Genomic DNA, 17,378 nt, shown 5'->3' on the forward strand with positions numbered 1-17,378 from the left:
AACTCCTGAGCGAATTGTTGTTGTCTCAGCAGGGCCGGCGCACCGGCGATGTTCATCAGGCGCTGGCGCGCAACTCATAGGCGGCCAGTTCTTCGCGCCGCGGCAGGCCCTCCATGTCGCCCAGGCTTTGTACGGCGCGGCTGCCACACCAGTTGCCACGGGCCACCGCCAGTGCCAATGGCAGGCCTTCCAGCAGGGCACTGATCACGCCGACGGCGAAGGCATCGCCGGCACCGACGGTGTCGATCACCTTGGCTACCGGCACCGGGGCGACCAGGCCCTGGCTGGCGGCGTCGCGGTAATAGGCCCCGTCGGCACCGAGCTTGATCGCGACGCGCTGGACACCTTGGTCGAGGTAGAACGCGGCAATATCGGCCGGCGTGCTCCAGCCGGTCAGTACGCGACCTTCCTCCAGGCCCGGCAGCACCCAATGCGCTTTGATCGCCAGGGCGTTGATCTCGCGCACCATGGTCTGGCGGTCCGGCCACAGGGACGGGCGCAGGTTGGGATCGAAGGAAATGCTCGCGCCCGCCGCCCGCATGCACTCGATCAAGCGATGTGACAGCTGCCGACAAGGGGCGGACAGGGCCGGAACGATGCCGGTGGCGTGCAGATGGCGCGCCTGCGTCGAGGCGACGTCCAGATCGTCGACCGATAACCTGCTCGCCGCCGAACCCGCGCGGAAGTACTCGACCGCCGGGTCGCTGCCGTCATCACAACGGGCCTTGAGCTGAAAACCGGTGGGATGACGCGGATCGACCGCCACTTGGCTGCAATCCAGGCCCTCGCGGCGCAGACTGGCGAGGACGAAGCGGCCCAACGCATCGTCGCCCACGCGGCTCAGCCAGCGCACCCGCAGACCCAGCCGTGCCAGACCGATCGCGACATTGCTGTCGGCGCCGGCAATACGCCGGCTGAAGGTCTCCACCTGGTCAAGATCGCCCGGTTGCTGGGCCACGAACATGGCCATGGTTTCGCCGAAACACAGCACGTCATGCTCAGGCATGGCTCACCTCCGGGTGAGTGCCGAGCCGGGCCAGTGCGCAGGCGTGCAGATGGGTCACGTCGGTGAGGTCGGCACCGACCAAGGGATACTCCACGGCCCGGGGCACCCCTGGCGGGAAACAGGTGAACAAGCGCTGCCAGTTTGCCAGCTCGCTCGGCTCCGGCGGTACGGCGACCAGGCGGCCATCGGGGTTGCGCGCCACCGCCTTGCAGTGCACATAGCGCACCCAGCCCCCCAGATGACGCGCCGCGTGTGTAGGTGATTCGCCCTGCCAGTGCCAGTTGCCGATGTCGAACGTCATGCCCACCGGCAGTGCGGCCTGCTGTGCGCGTTGGAAGAAGCTCAGCAGCGCCTCGAGCCGACCGCCGTACGCGGTCTGGTCGTTCTCGACCAGCAACAGCGGATCGCCGGGCTTGAGCCAGGGCCCGAGGTCGGCCAGGTCGCATTCGGCGCGGAAATGACCGAGCGACACCTTCAGCGCGACCGCGCCCAGCGCCCGCGCTGTGGCCAGTGCCTGCGGCAACTGCGGGTCCGGCCGGCCTTGCCGCGTCCACAGCTCCAGGGGCGCTGAATACAGGCATTCCAGGCCGCGGCTGGCGACCGCTGCCTTGAGCCGGGCGGTATCAGGCGGCTCGGTGAACAACTCTTCGCGCAGTTCGACGCGGTCGACCCCGGCGTTGGCCAGCACGTCGAGAAAAGCGACCTGGCCACGCTCGCGGACCTGGTCGGCGCCGTAGCTGGAGAGGCTGATGGAAACAGGATTGGGCTGCATTGTTATTGTCCTCGTCTGCTTCGAATGAAACCGGTTTCATTTTGAGTCGCAGCGGTGTGCTGCGTGCTGTCGTCGCAACCTCGTTACGTGGGGAGGGATGTGGAGCCGCGCACGATCAACTGCGCTTTGAAATCCACACGCCGAGGCTGGGCTTCACTGCCGCGCAGGCGTTCGAGCAGGCACTCGAACGCGGCAGCGCCGATGCGTTCGGTGGGCTGGGCCAAGGCAGTGATGCCGGGACCGACCAGCGAGCACCAGTCCAGTTCGTCGATGGCGATCAGGCCCAAGTCGTCGCCCAGCGCCCGCCCCGCAACCTGCAGGGCGCGGGTCACGGCCAGCGTAGCGACACCATTGAAGGTGAGCAGGGCCTGGGGACCGTGATCGTCGTTGGCCAGACACTGCTCGAGTGTCTGCGGCAGATGGGCATCGAGACTCAGCACCCGCCCGCGCACGCTGGCACGTCGTTGCACGGAGGCGGTAAAGGCCTGCACGCGCTCATGACGCGAACTGGTGCCGTCCAGCGGCTCGCCAATGGCAATGATGTCGCGGTAGCCCTGGGCCTGGAGGTGATCCAAGGCCTGCTCGACGGCATCGGTGTTGTCCAGCCCGACCAGGTCGACCTGCAGATCCGCCAGTTGGCGATCCACCAGCACCATGGGCAGGCGACGGTGCAGGTCGAGCAATTCGCCGGGTTGATGACCGAGGGTATTCACGATCAGGCCTTCGACGTTGTACGACTGCAGCGCTTGCAGGTGGTGACGTTCCTGCTCATCGTCACGGTTGGTGTTGCACAACACCAGGCTGTAGCCGTGCTGGCGGCAGGCCGTTTCCACGCCATGGATCACCGCGACGGAATAGGGGTTGAGAATATCCGCGACCAGCATGCCGATCAGCCGCGTCTGTCCGCGCTTCAGGCCACGGGCCATCTGGTTGGGGCGGTAGCCCAAATGCTGGATCACGGCTTCCAGGCGTTGGGCAGTGGCTTCGGCCAGCAACTGGCGGTCGCCGCCGATGTAGCGCGACACGGTGGCTTTGGACACACCGGCGGCTTTCGCCACTTCGCTGATGGTGACCCGGGGGCGGGTCAATGAAGATTGTGTGGTCATTGCGAGCCTTGTTGGCGTTGTAATGGGCGAATGAAACCGGTTTCAATACAGCAAATGTTCAGACATCCGTCAATCTACCGTTGGTCAGGCAGCCATGCCGGCGCATGGTTACCTGCCGCTGCGACAGGTGATCGACCCGCCGAACATGCATCAATCTGCCAGACTGTCTTTTGAAATAGCGTTGTTTTCCGACAGAATCGGTCGCAGCCCTGGGTCGCGAGTGGATTGCCTCATGATGAGCTTCGTTCGAGCCGGACGCTGGTTGCGCTGGAGTCTGCCGCTCCTGGCCTTCACCGGCTTCTTCCTGCTCGGCTGGATTCTGTTGCAGCGTTTTGACGAGGACGCTCGACGCCTCGAACAGGTGCGCACCGGCGAGGTGGCGACTACCTTTGCGGTGGCGGTGGAAAAAGTGCTCGAGCGGGCGCTGACCGCCAATCGCACGCTGGCGGTGATGGTCTATCAGGGTCACGGCCAGGTGCCGGATTTCCCCGCCCTCGCGCATTTTCTGCTGCCGCTGTACAAGGGCGCCTACGCGTTCTCACTGGCCCCCGAGGGCATCATCCGCCAGATCGAGCCGCTGGATCGCAACCTGATCGTGCGCGATCACGATCTGCTGGAGTTCTATGACCGCAAGCAGGTACTGGCTGCGCTGGACCCTGCGGCGCCGCGTCTTCAGTTCACCGGTCCCTTCACCCTGATCCAGGGACCTTTGGGCGCCATTGGCATGCTCCCGGTGTTTCTGCCGGATTCAAACGGAACACCACGCTTTTGGGGGTACACGGTGGTCACCCTGGTGCTGCCCGAAGCCCTGGAAGATGCCAACCTGCCAGCCATCGAGGCTCAAGGCTACGCCTACGCGCTGTCGGGTTTGGATGCCGAGACCGGCGAGCGTCGCGTTCTGCTGCGCTCGCCAGGCGATCTGGTCGACGGGCTGTGTCGCGATGTCAGGATCGGTACCACGGTATGGAATCTGTGTGTGGCGCCGCTGCACGCCACGGCCGCAGATGCCCGGCACTACTTCGAGTTCGGACTGATCCTGCTGGGCAGCGGCTCGGTCGCCTGGCTGATGCATGCCTTGCTGAGTCTGCGCCAGCGCCGCGCCGAACTGCTGCGCCAGGCGCTGATTGATCCACTCACCGGGCTGGCCAACCGAAGGCTGATGCTACGGCGCCTGGAGCAGGCCGAGCAGCGCAGCCATCGGCAAGGCAAGCGCTTCGCCCTGGCGCTGCTGGACCTGGACGGTTTCAAGGGCGTCAATGACCGTTTCGGCCACGCTCAGGGTGATCGGGTCCTGATCACGGTTGCCCAGCGTTTGCTGGGCAAGGTGCGCGGTTCCGACACGCTGGCGCGGCTGGGGGGCGATGAGTTCGTGCTGATCATGGAGGACCTGTCCGGGCGCCCTGAATGCCGCATGATTCTCGATCGGGTGATCGCTGCCGTGCGCGAGCCGATTGCCTTGGAAGGTGGCAGCGCTCAGGTGCGCGCCAGCGTCGGCGTGATCCTCTGCGAAGACGCCAGTGACACCGATAGCGACAGCCTGCTCAGGGCGGCGGATGCCGCGATGTACCACGCCAAGCACCTGGGCAAGGACCGCTATGTGTTCGCCGACGAGTTCGAAGCGCCCGTGCAGGACAGTGCTTGGGAAAGCTGTCCGCGTCCGCAAGCGCCCTAGAAGCTGACCGACGCCGACAGCCTGGCGGTACGCGGCGCGCCCTGGAACAGGTAGTCATCGCCCAGGTAATCGCCGACGTCGCGCCAGTAGCGTTTGTCGAACAGGTTATCGACGCTCAAACGCACGACCGTGTCGTAGTCGCCGATACGGGTGCGATAACGGCTACCCACATCGAATACGGTGTAGCCGCCCACGGCCACGTTACCCGCCTGACTGGCGTACTTGCTGGCGCTGTAGCGAGCGCCGCCGAGCAGCGCCAGGCCGGGCAGCGGCAAGCTGTATTCGGCCTGCAACGCAGCGCGAAGGCGTGGCACGTTGATCGCCTGGTGACCCTCGTAGGCGTCGGTGCCTGTGTCGTTCACCCGCGCCCGGATGGCCGCCGCACTGGCATGCAGTTGCAGGTTGGCGGTGGCCCAACCGCTGGCCCCCAGCTCCAGGCCGGTGTTCTTTTGCTGCCCCTGCTGCACGTAGAGCGGCGCGGCGCCGTCTCCGGGCTTGGCGTACTGGTAGGCCTGACGGATCTGGAACAGCGCTGCGCTCAGGCTTACGCCCTGCCAGTCACGCTTGATACCCACCTCCAACTGGCGTGACAGGGTCGGCGCGAGGATCTCGGCGGCGTTGCTGGCGAACCAAGGCGCGGTGCCGCCGGCTGACAGGCCCTTGGACCAACTGGCGTAGAGGGTGGTGTCGGCCTGCGGTTTGTAGGTCAGCGCGACGTTGGGCAACAACTGGTACTGCCGTGTGTGTCGGCCAGGCGTGCCGGTCTCGTCCCAGGTCTTCTCGTCCAGGCGCACTTCGCGCGCGCCGAGCACGGTCTGCCATTGTTCATCGAAGCGGATGCGGTCGCTGAAGAACAGGCCGTACTGGCGACTGTCCAGGCGGCGTTCGCTGTGCCCCACCGGCTTGTCCGAAGGGGCGAGGGCGGGTGCGCCGGTGTCGATGTTGCCGGTGCCCAGCCACTCGTTGTAGTAAGGGCGCTGATCCACGGTGCGCCGCTGGGCGCTGCTGCCCAGGGTCAGCTCGTGGTCGAGGCCCAGGACCTGGAAGCGTCCATCGAGGGTGGCCTGCAGGGCGTCCACACGCCGGGTGTCGTCGGGGCTGCGGTAGTCGTAGATACCGTAATCACCGTTGCGGGCGAACACGGCGCCAGCGTCCGAGCCCCAGGCGAAGGCGCTGTAGTCGTCGATCACCACCTGGCTGCGCGACGCGCTCAACGCACCGCTCCAGGTGTCGCTGAAGCGGTATTCGAAGCGACCGCCCAGGTTCAGCGAATCGTTCTGCACCGGCTTTGCCCACGACTGATAGGCCAGGCGATCCCGCGGGTTGACGCCGTGCGGCACCTCGCTACCCCCCAGCAACTGGTAACCCGGTACCGAGCGCTGTTCACGGTGCTGGTATTCAGCATCCAGTTGCAGCGTGGCATTGGCGTTGATCTGCCAGTCGAAGGCCAACGAGGCGAAGTCGCGCCTGCCGTCGGCGTGGTCGACGTAGCTGCGCAGGTCTTCATGGGCCAGGTTGGCGCGCAGACCGAACTGCTTCTGCTCACCGAACCAGCCGCCCAGGTCGGTGGCCAGGTAGCGCTCGCCATGGTCGTTGGTCGAGACGGTGACGCTGCGTACGTCCTCGGCGCGCTTGGTGACGTAGTTGATCAGCCCGCCGGGTTCGGAGACGCCGCTCTGCAGCCCTGACAGACCCTTGAGCAGTTCGACCTGCTGCTTGTTCTCCAGCGCCACGTTCTGCTCGCCGGCGATGGTCTGGCCGTTGATTCGGTAGCTGTTGGCCGCGTCGAGGCTGAAGCCGCGCACGTTGAAGTTCTCGTAGTAGCCGATGGGCGCATAGCTCTCGCCGACCGAGGCATCGCTTTGCAGCACTTGGCTGAGCAGACGCACTTGGCGATCGTCGAGCAGTTGGCGGCTGAACACGCTGACCGAGGCGGGGGTGTCGAGCAGTGGGGCCGCTTGCCAGCCGCCAACCTGCGCTTGATCGGCCTGGTAGCCGGCGTCCGTCGCCCGTTCGCTGATCTGCACCGGTGCCAGGTTGACCGGTTCTGCGCCATGGCCAGGGCAGGCGTGCAGCGCAACCCCCAGGCCCAGCAGGCCGAAAGGCAGACGAGAACGAAGCGGGGTCATGCGAGGCTCCTTGGAAGCGGGCAGGGCGGGGAGGGCAAAAAGGGCGACATGGTAGCAGGGCGGCTCGATGTCGGGTGGCCGAGCCTGAACCGGTCGGAGCCCACGACGGACAGCGCGCCTTTGAATTCAAACGAATAGCGATAGCGCTGTTTTACCGATGCGCCACACGCGTTGTAATTCATGTCGCTTTTTCATAATAAAACTTCCCCGACGCGCATAATGAACGGCCAGTCATTATTTGAATAAGCCGTTCTGCGCTGCCCTAATAATTCGCGACTGTTTGCGCAAATAACCCAGAACTTCGACGTGGTTGGCAATTCGTATAACGCGCGCCCAAAAAAGACTGGACAGTAAGTTTCAGGGTGTGTCAGTTTTTTTACGCCTCATAAGGGCGAGTGACAGGATGCTCTCGCCAATGCTTGAGCGTTCCTGTCGAACTTCAATCATTTCCGCAAACAAGGAAGTGTCTGCATGTCGAATGTCAATGCTAAGGCCCTGTACGCTGCCGCCTCGGCGCTGCAGCCCAACGGTCCCAGTTCCGCTTTCGGGCTGATCAACGGCTTCGCCCACCAGTACGATCGCGGTGGTGCGAAGATCAATGGCAAACCGTCGTTCACCGTCGACCAGGCAGCGACCCAGCTGCTGCGTGACGGCGCGTCCTGGAAGGACCTGAACAAGGACGGCACCATCAGCCTCACCTACACCTTCCTGAGCAAAGCGCCGTCTGACTTCGTCAGCCGCGGCCTGGGCACCTTCAGTCAGTTCAACACCCAGCAGAAGGCTCAGGCCAAGCTCGCCATGCAGTCCTGGGCGGACGTGGCCAAGGTCACCTTCACCGAGTCGGCCTCAGGTGGCGACGGTCACATGACCTTCGGCAACTACAGCGCCAACGACGGCGGCGCGGCCTTCGCCTACCTGCCGTTCGATGGTGCCGAGTCGCACAAGGGTGAGTCGTGGTACCTGGTCAACAACGGCTACCAGGTCAACATCAGCCCGGACACGGGCAACTACGGTCGCCAGACCTTAACCCACGAGATCGGCCACACCCTGGGCCTGTCCCATCCCGGCGACTACAACGCCGGCCAGGGCAACCCGAGCTACCGTGACGCTTCGTACGCCCAGGACACCCGCGGCTACAGCGTGATGAGCTACTGGAGCGAGAGCAACACCGCGCAGAACTTCGTCAAAGGCGGTGGCCAGTACTATGCCTCGGCGCCTTTGATCGACGATATCGCGGCGATCCAGAAGCTCTACGGCGCCAACTACGCCACCCGCTCGGGCGACACCGTGTACGGGTTCAACTCCACGGCCGATCGCGATTTCTACTCGGCCACCTCGGCTTCGTCCAAGCTGGTGTTCACTGTGTGGGACGGTGGCGGCAACGATACCCTGGACTTCTCCGGGTTCACCCAGAACCAGAAGATCAACCTCAACGAAGCCTCGTTCTCCGACGTGGGGGGGATGGTCGGCAACGTCTCGATCGCCAAGGGCGTGACCGTGGAAAACGCCATTGGCGGTTCGGGCAACGACCTGCTGATCGGCAACGCGGTGGCCAACGTGCTCAAGGGCGGTGCCGGCAACGACATCATCTACGGCGGCGGCGGGGCGGACGTGCTCTGGGGCGGTAGCGGCGCAGACACCTTCGTCTATGGCGCAGTCAGCGATTCCACGGCCAAGGCGCCGGACCGGATCATGGATTTCGCCAGCGGTCAGGACAAGATCGACTTGTCGGCCATCCCGGCCTTCGCCCAGAGCAAGTTGCCACTGGCCTTCGTCAACAGCTTCAGCGGCCATGCCGGCGAAGCGGTGCTCAGCTATGACCAGGCCACCAACCTGGGCAGCCTGGCCATCGACTTCACCGGCAACAGCCAGGTTGATTTCCTGGTGACTACCGTGGGTCAGGCGGTCGCCACGGACATCGTGGTCTGACCTGACGGGGCGGCCCGTGCAGGCTGCGGGTCGCCCTCGCCACGGAGGTGGACGAATGCGAGCAGTCAACCCCATGATCGCGCTAGGCGCGATCGCCCTGATATCGATGACCGAGGTAGGTATGGCGAGCAGCCTGCTACTCCCCAGCGCGGCGCAACTGGCCGGGCGCTGGCAGCTTTATCCGCAACCACGTCCGGCCGAGGGCTGCGCCCTGCGCCTGGAGGCCGAGCAAGGCACCCTGGACGGCGACCTGGCCTGCGCCCAGGCCCTGCTGGGTCTGCGCCCCGGCAGTTGGTTGGTGACGCCCGACACGCTGGCCCTGGTGGGGGCCGATGGCAGCACCGTAGTGCATTTCAGCCGCCAACAGGTAGACCGCTATACCGGCACTGTGCCGGGCGGTGAGGTGTTGGTACTGGAGCGTCTGGATAATAACTAACCAGGCCAAGTTGCAACGGTAATAAGGGCGAAACATGAAACTTCCGAGCCATCAGCCCGGTGCACTTCTGTGGGCGGCACTTGCCGAATTCAAATCGACCTTGATCAGTGTTGGCTGTTTTACCGCCTTGATCAACGTTCTCATGCTGGTGCCGTCGATCTATATGTTGCAAGTGTACGACCGTGTACTGACTTCGCAGAATCCCACGACGTTATGGATGTTGACCCTGATGGTCGTGGGCTTCTTCTTTTATATGGGCGTGCTGGAGGCAGTGCGCAGTTTCATCGTGATTCGAGTGGGTTATCGGTTGGAACAGCGGTTCAACTTGACCCTCTATCGCGCCGCCTTCGAGCGTAACTTGCGCCAGGGTGACGGGGCGGCGGGGCAAGCCCTGACCGACATGACCCAGGTGCGCCAGTTCGTCACCGGTCCGGCGTTGTTCGCCTTCTTCGATGCGCCCTGGTTTCCGGTGTACCTGGCCGTGATCTTCCTGTTCAACGTCTGGCTGGGCGTGCTCGCCAGTGCCGGCGCCTTGTTGCTGGTGCTGCTGGCGGTGCTCAACGAGCGCTTGACTCAACGCCCCTTGGCCGAGGCCAGCGGCTTGCAGCAGCAGTCCAGCAGCCTGGCCGCCAGCCAGTTGCTCAACGCCGAGAGCATCCAGGCCATGGGCATGCTCGGCGTCCTGCGCCAACGCTGGTTCGCCCTGCACAGCCGTTTTCTCACGCTGCAGAACCAGGCCAGCGACACCTCTGCGGTGATCACTGCGACCAGCAAGGCCCTACGCCTGTGCTTGCAGTCGTTGGTGCTGGGACTCGGTGCCCTGCTGGTGATCGAAGGGCAGATGACGCCCGGCATGATGATCGCCGGCTCGATCCTGATGGGACGGGTGCTGGCGCCGATCGACCAGCTCATCGCTGTGTGGAAGCAATGGAGCGGTGCGCAGTTGGCCTACCGGCGTCTGGATGCGCTGCTGCGCGAGCACCCCGAACCGCCGGCACCGATGCCACTGCCCGCGCCGCTTGGGCAATTGACGGTGGAGCAGGTCAGCGCTGGACCGCCCGGTCGCCAGCAGGCCACGCTGCAGCAGGTCAGCTTTGCGCTGGCGCCGGGTGAGGTGTTGGGTGTGCTGGGCGCCTCGGGCTCGGGCAAGTCGACGTTGGCGCGTTTGCTGGTCGGTGTCTGGCAGCCATTGGCCGGTCATGTTCGCCTGGACGGCGCCGAGCTGCGCCAGTGGGATCGGGAGGCGCTCGGCCCGCACATTGGCTATTTGCCCCAGAGTATCGAACTGCTGCGCGGCAGCATCGCCGAGAACATTGCCCGCTTCGGCGAGCTCGACGGCCTCAAGGTGGTGGAGGCCGCGCGCCTGGCGGGGGTCCACGAATTGATCCTGCGCCTGCCGCACGGCTACGACACCCGCTTGGGCGAAGGCGGCGCCGACCTCTCCGGTGGCCAGAAGCAGCGCATCGCGCTGGCGCGGGCGCTGTACGGCCATCCGTGCCTGGTGGTGCTCGACGAGCCCAACTCCAACCTGGACAGCCTCGGCGAGGCGGCATTGGCCAATGCCTTGGTCCAGCTCAAGGCGCTGGGGCGCAGCGTGGTACTGGTGACCCATCGCAGCGCGGCGCTGGGCCAGGCCGACAAGCTGCTGGTGATGAACGAGGGGCGGATGCAGGTGTTTGGCCCAGCACGTGAGGTGCTCCAGGCCTTGGGCCAGGGCGCGGTGCATCGTCCGCTGCAGGCCGGAGGTGGCGCATGAGCCGTTCGATGCGCGATTCAGGTTTCTATGTACGCCTGGGCTGGCTGCTGACCCTGCTCGGCTTTGGCGGGTTCATGCTCTGGGCCAGCCTGGCGCCGCTCGATCAGGGCGTGACGGTGCCTGGCACCGTGGTGGTGTCCGGCAAGCGCAAGGCGGTGCAGTCGATGGCGGCGGGCGTGGTCAGTCGCATCCTGGTCAGCGAAGGGCAGGCGGTGCGCCTAGGCGAGCCGCTGCTGCGTCTGGACCGGACCCAGGTGCAGGCCGATGTCGAGGCCTTGCAGGCCCAGTACCGCATGGCCCAGGCCAGCCTGGCGCGGTGGCGCGGCGAGCGTGACAATGCGCAGCAGGTGCACTTTCCGGCCGAACTGAACGAGGCGTCCGACCCGCAGTTGGGGTTGGTGCTCGAAGGGCAGCGTCAACTGTTCGAGAGCCGTCGCCAGGCTCTGGCCCGCGAGCAAGGCGCATTGTCGGCGAGCGTCGAGGGCTCTCGGGCGCAGTTGGCCGGTATGCGCCGGGCGCGCGGCGACTTGCAGGCTCAGGCCGACTCCTTGCGCGAGCAGCTCGACAACCTGAGGCCATTGGCTGGCGAGGGCTATATCCCGCGCAATCGGGTGCTGGAGTACCAGCGCCAGTTGTCCCAGGTCCAGCGCGACCTGGCGCAGAATGCCGGCGACAGCGCCCGTCTCGAACAAGGCATCGTCGAAGCCCAGCTCAACCTGCAACAGCGCCGCGAGGAGTACCAGAAGGAGGTGCGCAGCCAGTTGGCCGATGCGCAGGTACGCGCTGCGACGCTGGAGCAGCAACTGAATTCGGCACGTTTCGAACTGCGCCACAGCGAGATCCTGGCGCCGGCCGACGGCATCGCCATCAACCTGGGCGTGCACACCGAAGGCGCGGTAGTGCGGGCGGGCGAGACCCTGCTGGAAATCGTGCCCCAGGGCACGGCCTTGGAAGTGGAGGGGCGTCTGCCGGTGAACCTGGTGGACAAAGTGGCGCCGCAGTTGCCGGTGGACATTCTGTTCACCGCCTTCAACCAGAACCGCACGCCGCGGGTCACCGGCGAAGTGGCGCTGATCTCGGCCGACCAGTTGCTGGACGAGCGCAGCGGCCAACCCTACTACGTGCTGCGCAGCACCGTGAGCGAAGAGGCGTTGACGCGTCTGCAGGGGCTGTCGATCCGCCCCGGCATGCCGGCGGAGCTGTTCGTGCGCACCGGCGAGCGCTCGCTGCTCAACTACCTGTTCAAGCCCCTGCTCGATCGAGCGGGCAGCGCCTTGAGCGAACCTTGAGGACGCTGTGATGAAGTCTTTTGCCACCGGCCTGCTGGCGGCCTGCACACTGTTGCCGGCCTTGGTCCAGGCCGCCATGGGGCCGTTCCAGGTCTACGAGCAGGCGCTGCGCCGAGACCCGACCTACCTGGCGGCCTTCAAGGCCCGCGAGGCGGGCCAGGAGTACCGTGCGATCGGTCGCGCGGGTCTGCTGCCGAACCTGTCCTACAGCTACAACAAAGGCCGCAACGATTCGAAGGCCAGCTACCTGGGTGACGCGCGGCGCACCAGCGAAGATCGGCGCTACGACAGCTACGGCTCGACCTTCATTCTGCAGCAGCCGCTGTTCGACTACGAAGCCTACGCCGCCTATCGCAAAGGCGTGGCCCAGGCCTTGTTCGCCGACGAGAGTTTCCGTGACCAGAGCCAGCAGTTGCTGGTGCGGGTCATGACCAGCTATACCCAGGCGCTGTATGCCCGTGATCAGATCGCCATCAGCGTGGCCAGCAAGCAGGCCTACCGCCAGCAGTTCCAGCAGAACCAGCGGTTGTACCAGGCAGGCGAGGGCACGCGCACCGACATCCTCGAGGCCCAGGCACGTTTCGAGCTGGCCGATGCCGAGGAAATCCAGGCCCGCAACGACGAAGACGCCGCCCTGCGCGAACTCGGTGCGTTGATCGGCGAACCGGCGGTGCACATCGACGATCTGGCGCCGCTGCGCAGCGGCTTCGCCTTGCCGGTGATGGCGCCCACAGGCTTCGAGGCCTGGCAGTCGCTGGCGCTGGAGGGCAACCCCGTGCTCGGCTCGCAGCGCCATGCGCTGGACGTGGCCCGCTACGAAGTCGAGCGCAACCGGGCCGGGCACCTGCCCAAGGTCAACGCCTTCGCCACCTCGCGGCGCCAGGAGTCGGACAGCGGCAACACCTACAACCAGCGTTATGACACCAACACGGTGGGTATCGAAATCAGCCTGCCGCTGTTCGCTGGCGGTGCCGTGAGTGCGTCCACCCGCCAAGCCAGCCGACACCTGGAGCAGGCCGAGTACGAACTCGATGGCAATACCCGCAGCACCCTGATCGAACTGCGTCGGCAGTACAACGCCTGCGCCTCTGGCGCCAGCCGCTTGCGCGCCTACGAACGGGCCCTGCAGGCCGCCGAGGCGTTGGTGGCCTCGACGCGCAAGAGCGTGCAGGGCGGGGAGCGGGTCAACCTGGATGTGCTCAATGCCGAGCAGCAGTTGTCCACCACTCGACGCGATCTGGCCCGGGCGCGTTACGACTACCTGCTGGCGTGGATCAAGCTGCACTATCAGGCCGGCACGCTGAGCGAGGCGCAGTTGGCTCGGGTGGACGAGGCCTTCGTGGCCAGCGGCGGGTAGGGCGGCTCAGTCGACCTCGACCACGCACTGCACCTGCGCGGTGCCGGCGAGCATCAGGGTGACTTCGTCGTCGAGTCGCTTGCCGAGCAGTTGCAGGCCCAACGGCGAGCGCGGGGTGATCACGGTGACCTGTGCATCGCCTTCGCCGATTTTCAGGCCTGCACCCTCAGGTCCGAGGAACAGGCACTGGCGAGTGCCCTGCTCATCTTCGAGGGTGACCCTATTGCTCACCTGGATACCTCGCGTGGGGTCGTAGTCGCGCAGCAGCAATTGCTGATAGCTCACCAGCGCCTGGCGAATCTCGGCCGTGCGCCGCGCTTGTCCGGTGGCGAGGTAGGAGGCTTCGAGGCCGAGCGTGTCGTACTTGTTCTCGGCGATGTTTTCTTCGGCCGTCGCGGTTTCGTAGGCCGTCTGGGCGGCGCGACGCAGCACCTCGCTGTCGTGCTCGAGGCGTTCGATGATGTGGGCGAGCAGGCAGGCCTTGTCCATGATCAGTTGCAGAACTCCATCACTTTGGCCTGGCTGTTGGCGGTGGGGGCGTTGCGGTTCTGCTGCAACCAGAACTGGCATTTGGGGTTGGCCAGATGGCGCGGATCGGCCTCGATGGCCTGGCGTGCCTGCTGCTCCTGCAGCACCTGCTGGTAACGCTCGAACATCGCCTGCTGAGCGTCTTGTTGCGCGGGCGCTGGTGGGGTTGGCCCTGGCGCAACGCGCGCTGGCGCCACGGCGCGTGCCAACGGCTCGACCTGCGCCGGCCAGAGATGCCAGACCAGCCCTACGCTCAAGCCAATGGCCACCACCCCAAGCCATAGGCCCAAGGCGATGCTCAGGACCAACTGCACAGGGCTAAGCGAGATCTTCACTGCGCGACGACGATTCATCGTGGCTTCCTGGAAAAGAGAATGACCCCTCGATTGTCGCACGACCCCGCATCGGCACCCACACTCGACACCAGAAAACCTGGTGAGGACTGCGCCTACAAGCAACGCTTTCCCCCTCGGCCCTTTGCCGCCAGAATACCCGGCCCCCAATCCGCCGCTATCGAGAATGACCATGCAGCACGCGCCCTTGCCGCCCACCTGGGACATCTTCTGCACGGTCATCGACAACTACGGTGATATCGGCGTGACTTGGCGCCTGGCCCGGCAACTGGCCAATGAGCACTCACTGCACGTGCGCCTGTGGGTCGACGATCTCACCGCCTTCACCCGCCTGTGCCCAAGCGCCGACCCGCAAGCCTCGCAGCAGTGGCAACAGGGTGTCGACGTACGTCATTGGGCAAGCGACTGGCCCGCGTGCGCCACTGCCGAGGTGGTCATCGGCGCCTTCGGCTGCCGCCTCCCTGGCCCCTACCTCGACGCGCTGGCGGCACGTCCAACGCCCGCGTTATGGCTGAACCTGGAATACCTCAGCGCCGAAGACTGGGTCGAAGGCTGCCATGGCTTGCCTTCGCCACAGCCCAATGGTCTGCGCACCGTGTTTTTCTTCCCCGGCTTCACGGCCAAGACCGGTGGCTTGCTGCGAGAACGCGATCTCGTCCAGCGCTGCCTGGCCGGGCAGACCGACGACACCGCGCGGCAGGCATTCCTGGCCCGGTTGAACGTGCATCCAGCGCCCACGGCACGGCTGATCTCGCTGTTCGCCTACGAGAACCCGCAGTTGGCCAACTGGCTGGACGCGTTGATCGAAGATGTCCAGCCCACGCACTTGCTGGTGCCAGAGGGACGAATTCTCGCCGACCTCAATGCCTGGTTCGGCGAAGCCTTGGCCGTGGGGGATGTACGCCGTCGCGGTGGCTTGACGCTTCAGGTACTGCCGTTCGTCAGCCAGCAAGACTACGACCAGTTGCTCTGGTGCTGCGATTTCAACGCCGTGCGCGGTGAGGATTCCTTCGTGCGCGCCCAGTGGGCCGGCCAGCCGTGGCTGTGGCACATCTATATCCAGGAGGAGAACGCCCACTGGGAAAAGCTCGAAGCCTTCTTGAAGATCTACCGCCAGGGCCTGTCGGACGAAGCGGCGCAGGCGCTGCTGGCGGTGTGGCGGGCGTGGAACATGGACCGCGACATGGCCCAGGCCTGGCGCGCGTTGCAGCCCCACTGGCCGACACTCCAGGCGCACGCCCGGCAGTGGCGCAGCGCACAGGCCGCTCGACCGGACCTTGCTACAGCGCTGGTACAGTTTTATCGAAATTGGCTATGATACGCGGCCTCGATTTTTATAAATCCATCCAGATTCGGATACTGCGTAATGAAAACTGGTAAAGAACTGAAACCCGGCACCGTCCTGCGGATCGACAACGACCCGTGGCTGGTCCAGAAAGCGGAATTCACCAAGTCGGGCCGTAACAGCGCGATCATGAAGACCAAGCTGAAGAACCTGCTGACCGGCTACAAGACCGAGACCGTCTACTTCGCCGACGACAAGCTGGACGACGTGATCCTGGATCGCAAAGAAGCGACCCTGTCGTTCATCAATGGTGACGAATACACCTTCATGGACACCACCGACTACACCATGTACGAGCTGAACGCCGAAGACATCGACGCCGTTCTGCCGTACATCGAAGAAGGCATGGAAGACATCTGCGAAGCCGTCTTCTTCGAAGGCCGTCTGGTGTCGGTCGAACTGCCGACCACCATCAGCCGTAAGGTCGTCTACACCGAGAACGCTGCCCGTGGCGACACCTCCGGCAAGGTCATGAAGCCTGCCAAGCTGGCCAACGGCACCGAGATCCAAGTCGCCGACTTCATCGAAATCGACGAGTGGATCGATATCGATACCCGCGACAACAGCTTCAAAGGCCGCACCAAGAAGTAAGACTTCTGGTGAGCCAATAAAAAACCCGGCGTTTGCCGGGTTTTTTGTGTCCGTCAGCAAGGCGGCTGATTCAGACCGTCACGTGCAGGCGCACATCCACGTTGCCACGGGTGGCGTTGGAATAAGGACAGACCTGATGGGCCTTCTCGACCAGCGCCTCGGCGTCCGCCTGGGTCAGGCCGGGGAGGGCGATGTGCAGGTCGATGTCCAGCCCGAAACCACCGGGGATCTGGCCGATACCGACCTTGGCGGTGATCGCCGTGTCAGCGGGCAATGCTTGCTTGGCCTGGCCGGCGACGAACTTAAGCGCACCGATGAAACAGGCCGAGTAACCCGCAGCGAACAACTGCTCGGGATTGCTGCCTTCCCCGCCTGCGCCGCCCAGCTCCTTGGGGGTGCTGAGCTTGACCTCAAGCTTGCCATCGCTGGAGCGGGATTGGCCGTCACGGCCGCCGGTGGAAGTCGCTTGTGCAATGTACAGTGCAGTGACCTTGTGCATCTTGAGCCTCGCTTGCGTGATGAGCGCCGGAGCGCGATGGGGTGTGGCGATAAATTTAGTACGCAATTATTTTGCGCGCAATATGATTTTCACGCCATTCGTCCGGTTGCTCGCTCACAGGCTCTTTTGCAGGCTCTCGCGCAATTCCAGTAATTCAGCCTGCAATTTCTGCAGGCGCTGCACTGTGCGCCCGGAGGCTTCCAGGATGCACTGCGGCACCTTGCGCGCTTCCTCGCGCAGGTTCCGTCCCTTGTCGGTCAGTTCCACCAGCACCACACGCTCATCTTCACGGCTGCGGGTGCGGTTGAGCAGCCCTTCGCTCTCCAGGCGCTTGAGCAAAGGGGTCAACGAACCGGGATCGGTCAGCAGGCGATGGCTGATTTCACCTACGGTGAGCCCGTCCTGCTCCCACAACACGAGCATAGCCAGGTACTGCGGGTAAGTCAGACCCAAGGCTTGCAGCAGAGGCTTGTAGACCTTGGTCATCAGCAACGAGGTGGAATGCAGGGCGAAACACACCTGATTGTTCAGCAGCAGCTCGTCGCACGGGGCGTTGGTGTCGGCGTTCATGCAAGTCCTTGAATGAGTTCGGTTAAGAATCTAGCACGCT

Annotated in this window: 16 protein-coding genes; 8 read left to right on the top strand and 8 right to left on the bottom strand. The window is 64.7% G+C overall.

Annotation, left to right across the window (positions count from 1 at the left end; genetic code table 11):
- Positions 1-55: 55 nt before the first annotated feature.
- The 3 genes from ACK2SD_RS08335 to ACK2SD_RS08345 form a co-directional block, all read right to left on the bottom strand.
- Positions 56-1,006 (bottom strand): sugar kinase, encoded by a 951-nt coding sequence (locus tag ACK2SD_RS08335; RefSeq protein WP_412461868.1) that lies wholly within the window; start codon positions 1,004-1,006, stop codon positions 56-58.
- Positions 999-1,778 carry a sugar phosphate isomerase/epimerase family protein gene (locus tag ACK2SD_RS08340; RefSeq protein WP_412461869.1) on the bottom strand — a complete coding sequence of 260 codons (780 nt, stop codon included), beginning with the start codon at positions 1,776-1,778 and terminating at the stop codon, positions 999-1,001. The genes ACK2SD_RS08335 and ACK2SD_RS08340 overlap by 8 nt, the downstream gene beginning before the upstream one ends.
- A gap of 83 nt (positions 1,779-1,861) precedes the next feature.
- A complete protein-coding gene (locus ACK2SD_RS08345) occupies positions 1,862-2,884 on the bottom strand; it encodes a LacI family DNA-binding transcriptional regulator (RefSeq protein WP_412461870.1) in 1,023 nt (340 codons plus the stop codon).
- A gap of 232 nt (positions 2,885-3,116) precedes the next feature.
- On the opposite strand from ACK2SD_RS08345, the gene ACK2SD_RS08350 reads away from it, so the two are divergent.
- The gene (locus tag ACK2SD_RS08350) at positions 3,117-4,556 is read left to right on the top strand and encodes a diguanylate cyclase domain-containing protein (protein WP_412461871.1); all 1,440 of its coding nucleotides are present in this window, start codon (positions 3,117-3,119) and stop codon (positions 4,554-4,556) included.
- On the opposite strand, the gene ACK2SD_RS08355 is transcribed toward ACK2SD_RS08350, so the two are convergent.
- Positions 4,553-6,685, bottom strand: coding sequence for a TonB-dependent siderophore receptor (locus tag ACK2SD_RS08355; protein WP_412461872.1), 2,133 nt, complete (start codon positions 6,683-6,685; stop codon positions 4,553-4,555). The two genes, ACK2SD_RS08350 and ACK2SD_RS08355, sit on opposite strands and share 4 nt — an antisense overlap.
- Positions 6,686-7,156: 471 nt before the next feature.
- Here ACK2SD_RS08355 and ACK2SD_RS08360 point away from each other — a divergent pair, with 471 nt between their 5' ends.
- From ACK2SD_RS08360 to ACK2SD_RS08380, 5 genes are read left to right on the top strand one after another with little or no spacing between them, the layout of a single operon-like run.
- A complete protein-coding gene (locus ACK2SD_RS08360; protein WP_412461873.1) occupies positions 7,157-8,614 on the top strand; it encodes a serralysin family metalloprotease in 1,458 nt (485 codons plus the stop codon).
- A gap of 55 nt (positions 8,615-8,669) precedes the next feature.
- A complete protein-coding gene (locus ACK2SD_RS08365) occupies positions 8,670-9,050 on the top strand; it encodes an AprI/Inh family metalloprotease inhibitor (protein ID WP_052192099.1) in 381 nt (126 codons plus the stop codon).
- A gap of 34 nt (positions 9,051-9,084) precedes the next feature.
- Positions 9,085-10,806: a type I secretion system permease/ATPase gene (locus ACK2SD_RS08370; protein ID WP_412461874.1), complete on the top strand. Its 1,722-nt coding sequence runs from the start codon at positions 9,085-9,087 to the stop codon at positions 10,804-10,806.
- The gene (locus ACK2SD_RS08375) at positions 10,803-12,095 is read left to right on the top strand and encodes an HlyD family type I secretion periplasmic adaptor subunit (RefSeq protein WP_412461875.1); all 1,293 of its coding nucleotides are present in this window, start codon (positions 10,803-10,805) and stop codon (positions 12,093-12,095) included. The genes ACK2SD_RS08370 and ACK2SD_RS08375 overlap by 4 nt, the downstream gene beginning before the upstream one ends.
- Positions 12,096-12,105: 10 nt before the next feature.
- On the top strand, positions 12,106-13,452 hold the full coding sequence (locus ACK2SD_RS08380; RefSeq protein ID WP_317872295.1) for a TolC family outer membrane protein: 1,347 nt from the start codon (positions 12,106-12,108) through the stop codon (positions 13,450-13,452).
- A 6-nt stretch (positions 13,453-13,458) separates the two neighbouring features.
- Here the strand turns inward: ACK2SD_RS08380 and ACK2SD_RS08385 are convergent, their stop codons facing one another.
- Together ACK2SD_RS08385 and ACK2SD_RS08390 are read right to left on the bottom strand one after the other, a co-directional pair.
- Positions 13,459-13,941 (bottom strand): transcription elongation factor GreAB, encoded by a 483-nt coding sequence (locus tag ACK2SD_RS08385; RefSeq protein ID WP_412461876.1) that lies wholly within the window; start codon positions 13,939-13,941, stop codon positions 13,459-13,461.
- Between the two features lie 2 nt (positions 13,942-13,943).
- Positions 13,944-14,333: a hypothetical protein gene (locus ACK2SD_RS08390; RefSeq protein ID WP_412461877.1), complete on the bottom strand. Its 390-nt coding sequence runs from the start codon at positions 14,331-14,333 to the stop codon at positions 13,944-13,946.
- Positions 14,334-14,520: 187 nt separating this feature from the next.
- Here ACK2SD_RS08390 and earP point away from each other — a divergent pair, with 187 nt between their 5' ends.
- Together earP and efp are read left to right on the top strand one after the other, a co-directional pair.
- Positions 14,521-15,651 (top strand): elongation factor P maturation arginine rhamnosyltransferase EarP, encoded by a 1,131-nt coding sequence (gene earP / locus ACK2SD_RS08395; RefSeq protein WP_412462288.1) that lies wholly within the window; start codon positions 14,521-14,523, stop codon positions 15,649-15,651.
- 48 nt (positions 15,652-15,699) lie between these two features.
- The gene (efp, locus tag ACK2SD_RS08400) at positions 15,700-16,269 is read left to right on the top strand and encodes an elongation factor P (protein ID WP_029613941.1); all 570 of its coding nucleotides are present in this window, start codon (positions 15,700-15,702) and stop codon (positions 16,267-16,269) included.
- Between the two features lie 70 nt (positions 16,270-16,339).
- On the opposite strand, the gene ACK2SD_RS08405 is transcribed toward efp, so the two are convergent.
- Together ACK2SD_RS08405 and ACK2SD_RS08410 are read right to left on the bottom strand one after the other, a co-directional pair.
- A complete protein-coding gene (locus ACK2SD_RS08405) occupies positions 16,340-16,768 on the bottom strand; it encodes an organic hydroperoxide resistance protein (RefSeq protein WP_295482534.1) in 429 nt (142 codons plus the stop codon).
- A 114-nt stretch (positions 16,769-16,882) separates the two neighbouring features.
- A complete protein-coding gene (locus tag ACK2SD_RS08410; protein WP_029613943.1) occupies positions 16,883-17,338 on the bottom strand; it encodes a MarR family winged helix-turn-helix transcriptional regulator in 456 nt (151 codons plus the stop codon).
- Positions 17,339-17,378: the final 40 nt, after the last annotated feature.

Source organism: Pseudomonas sp. SC11 (assembly GCF_047039205.1).
GTDB lineage: Bacteria > Pseudomonadota > Gammaproteobacteria > Pseudomonadales > Pseudomonadaceae > Aquipseudomonas > Aquipseudomonas boreofloridensis.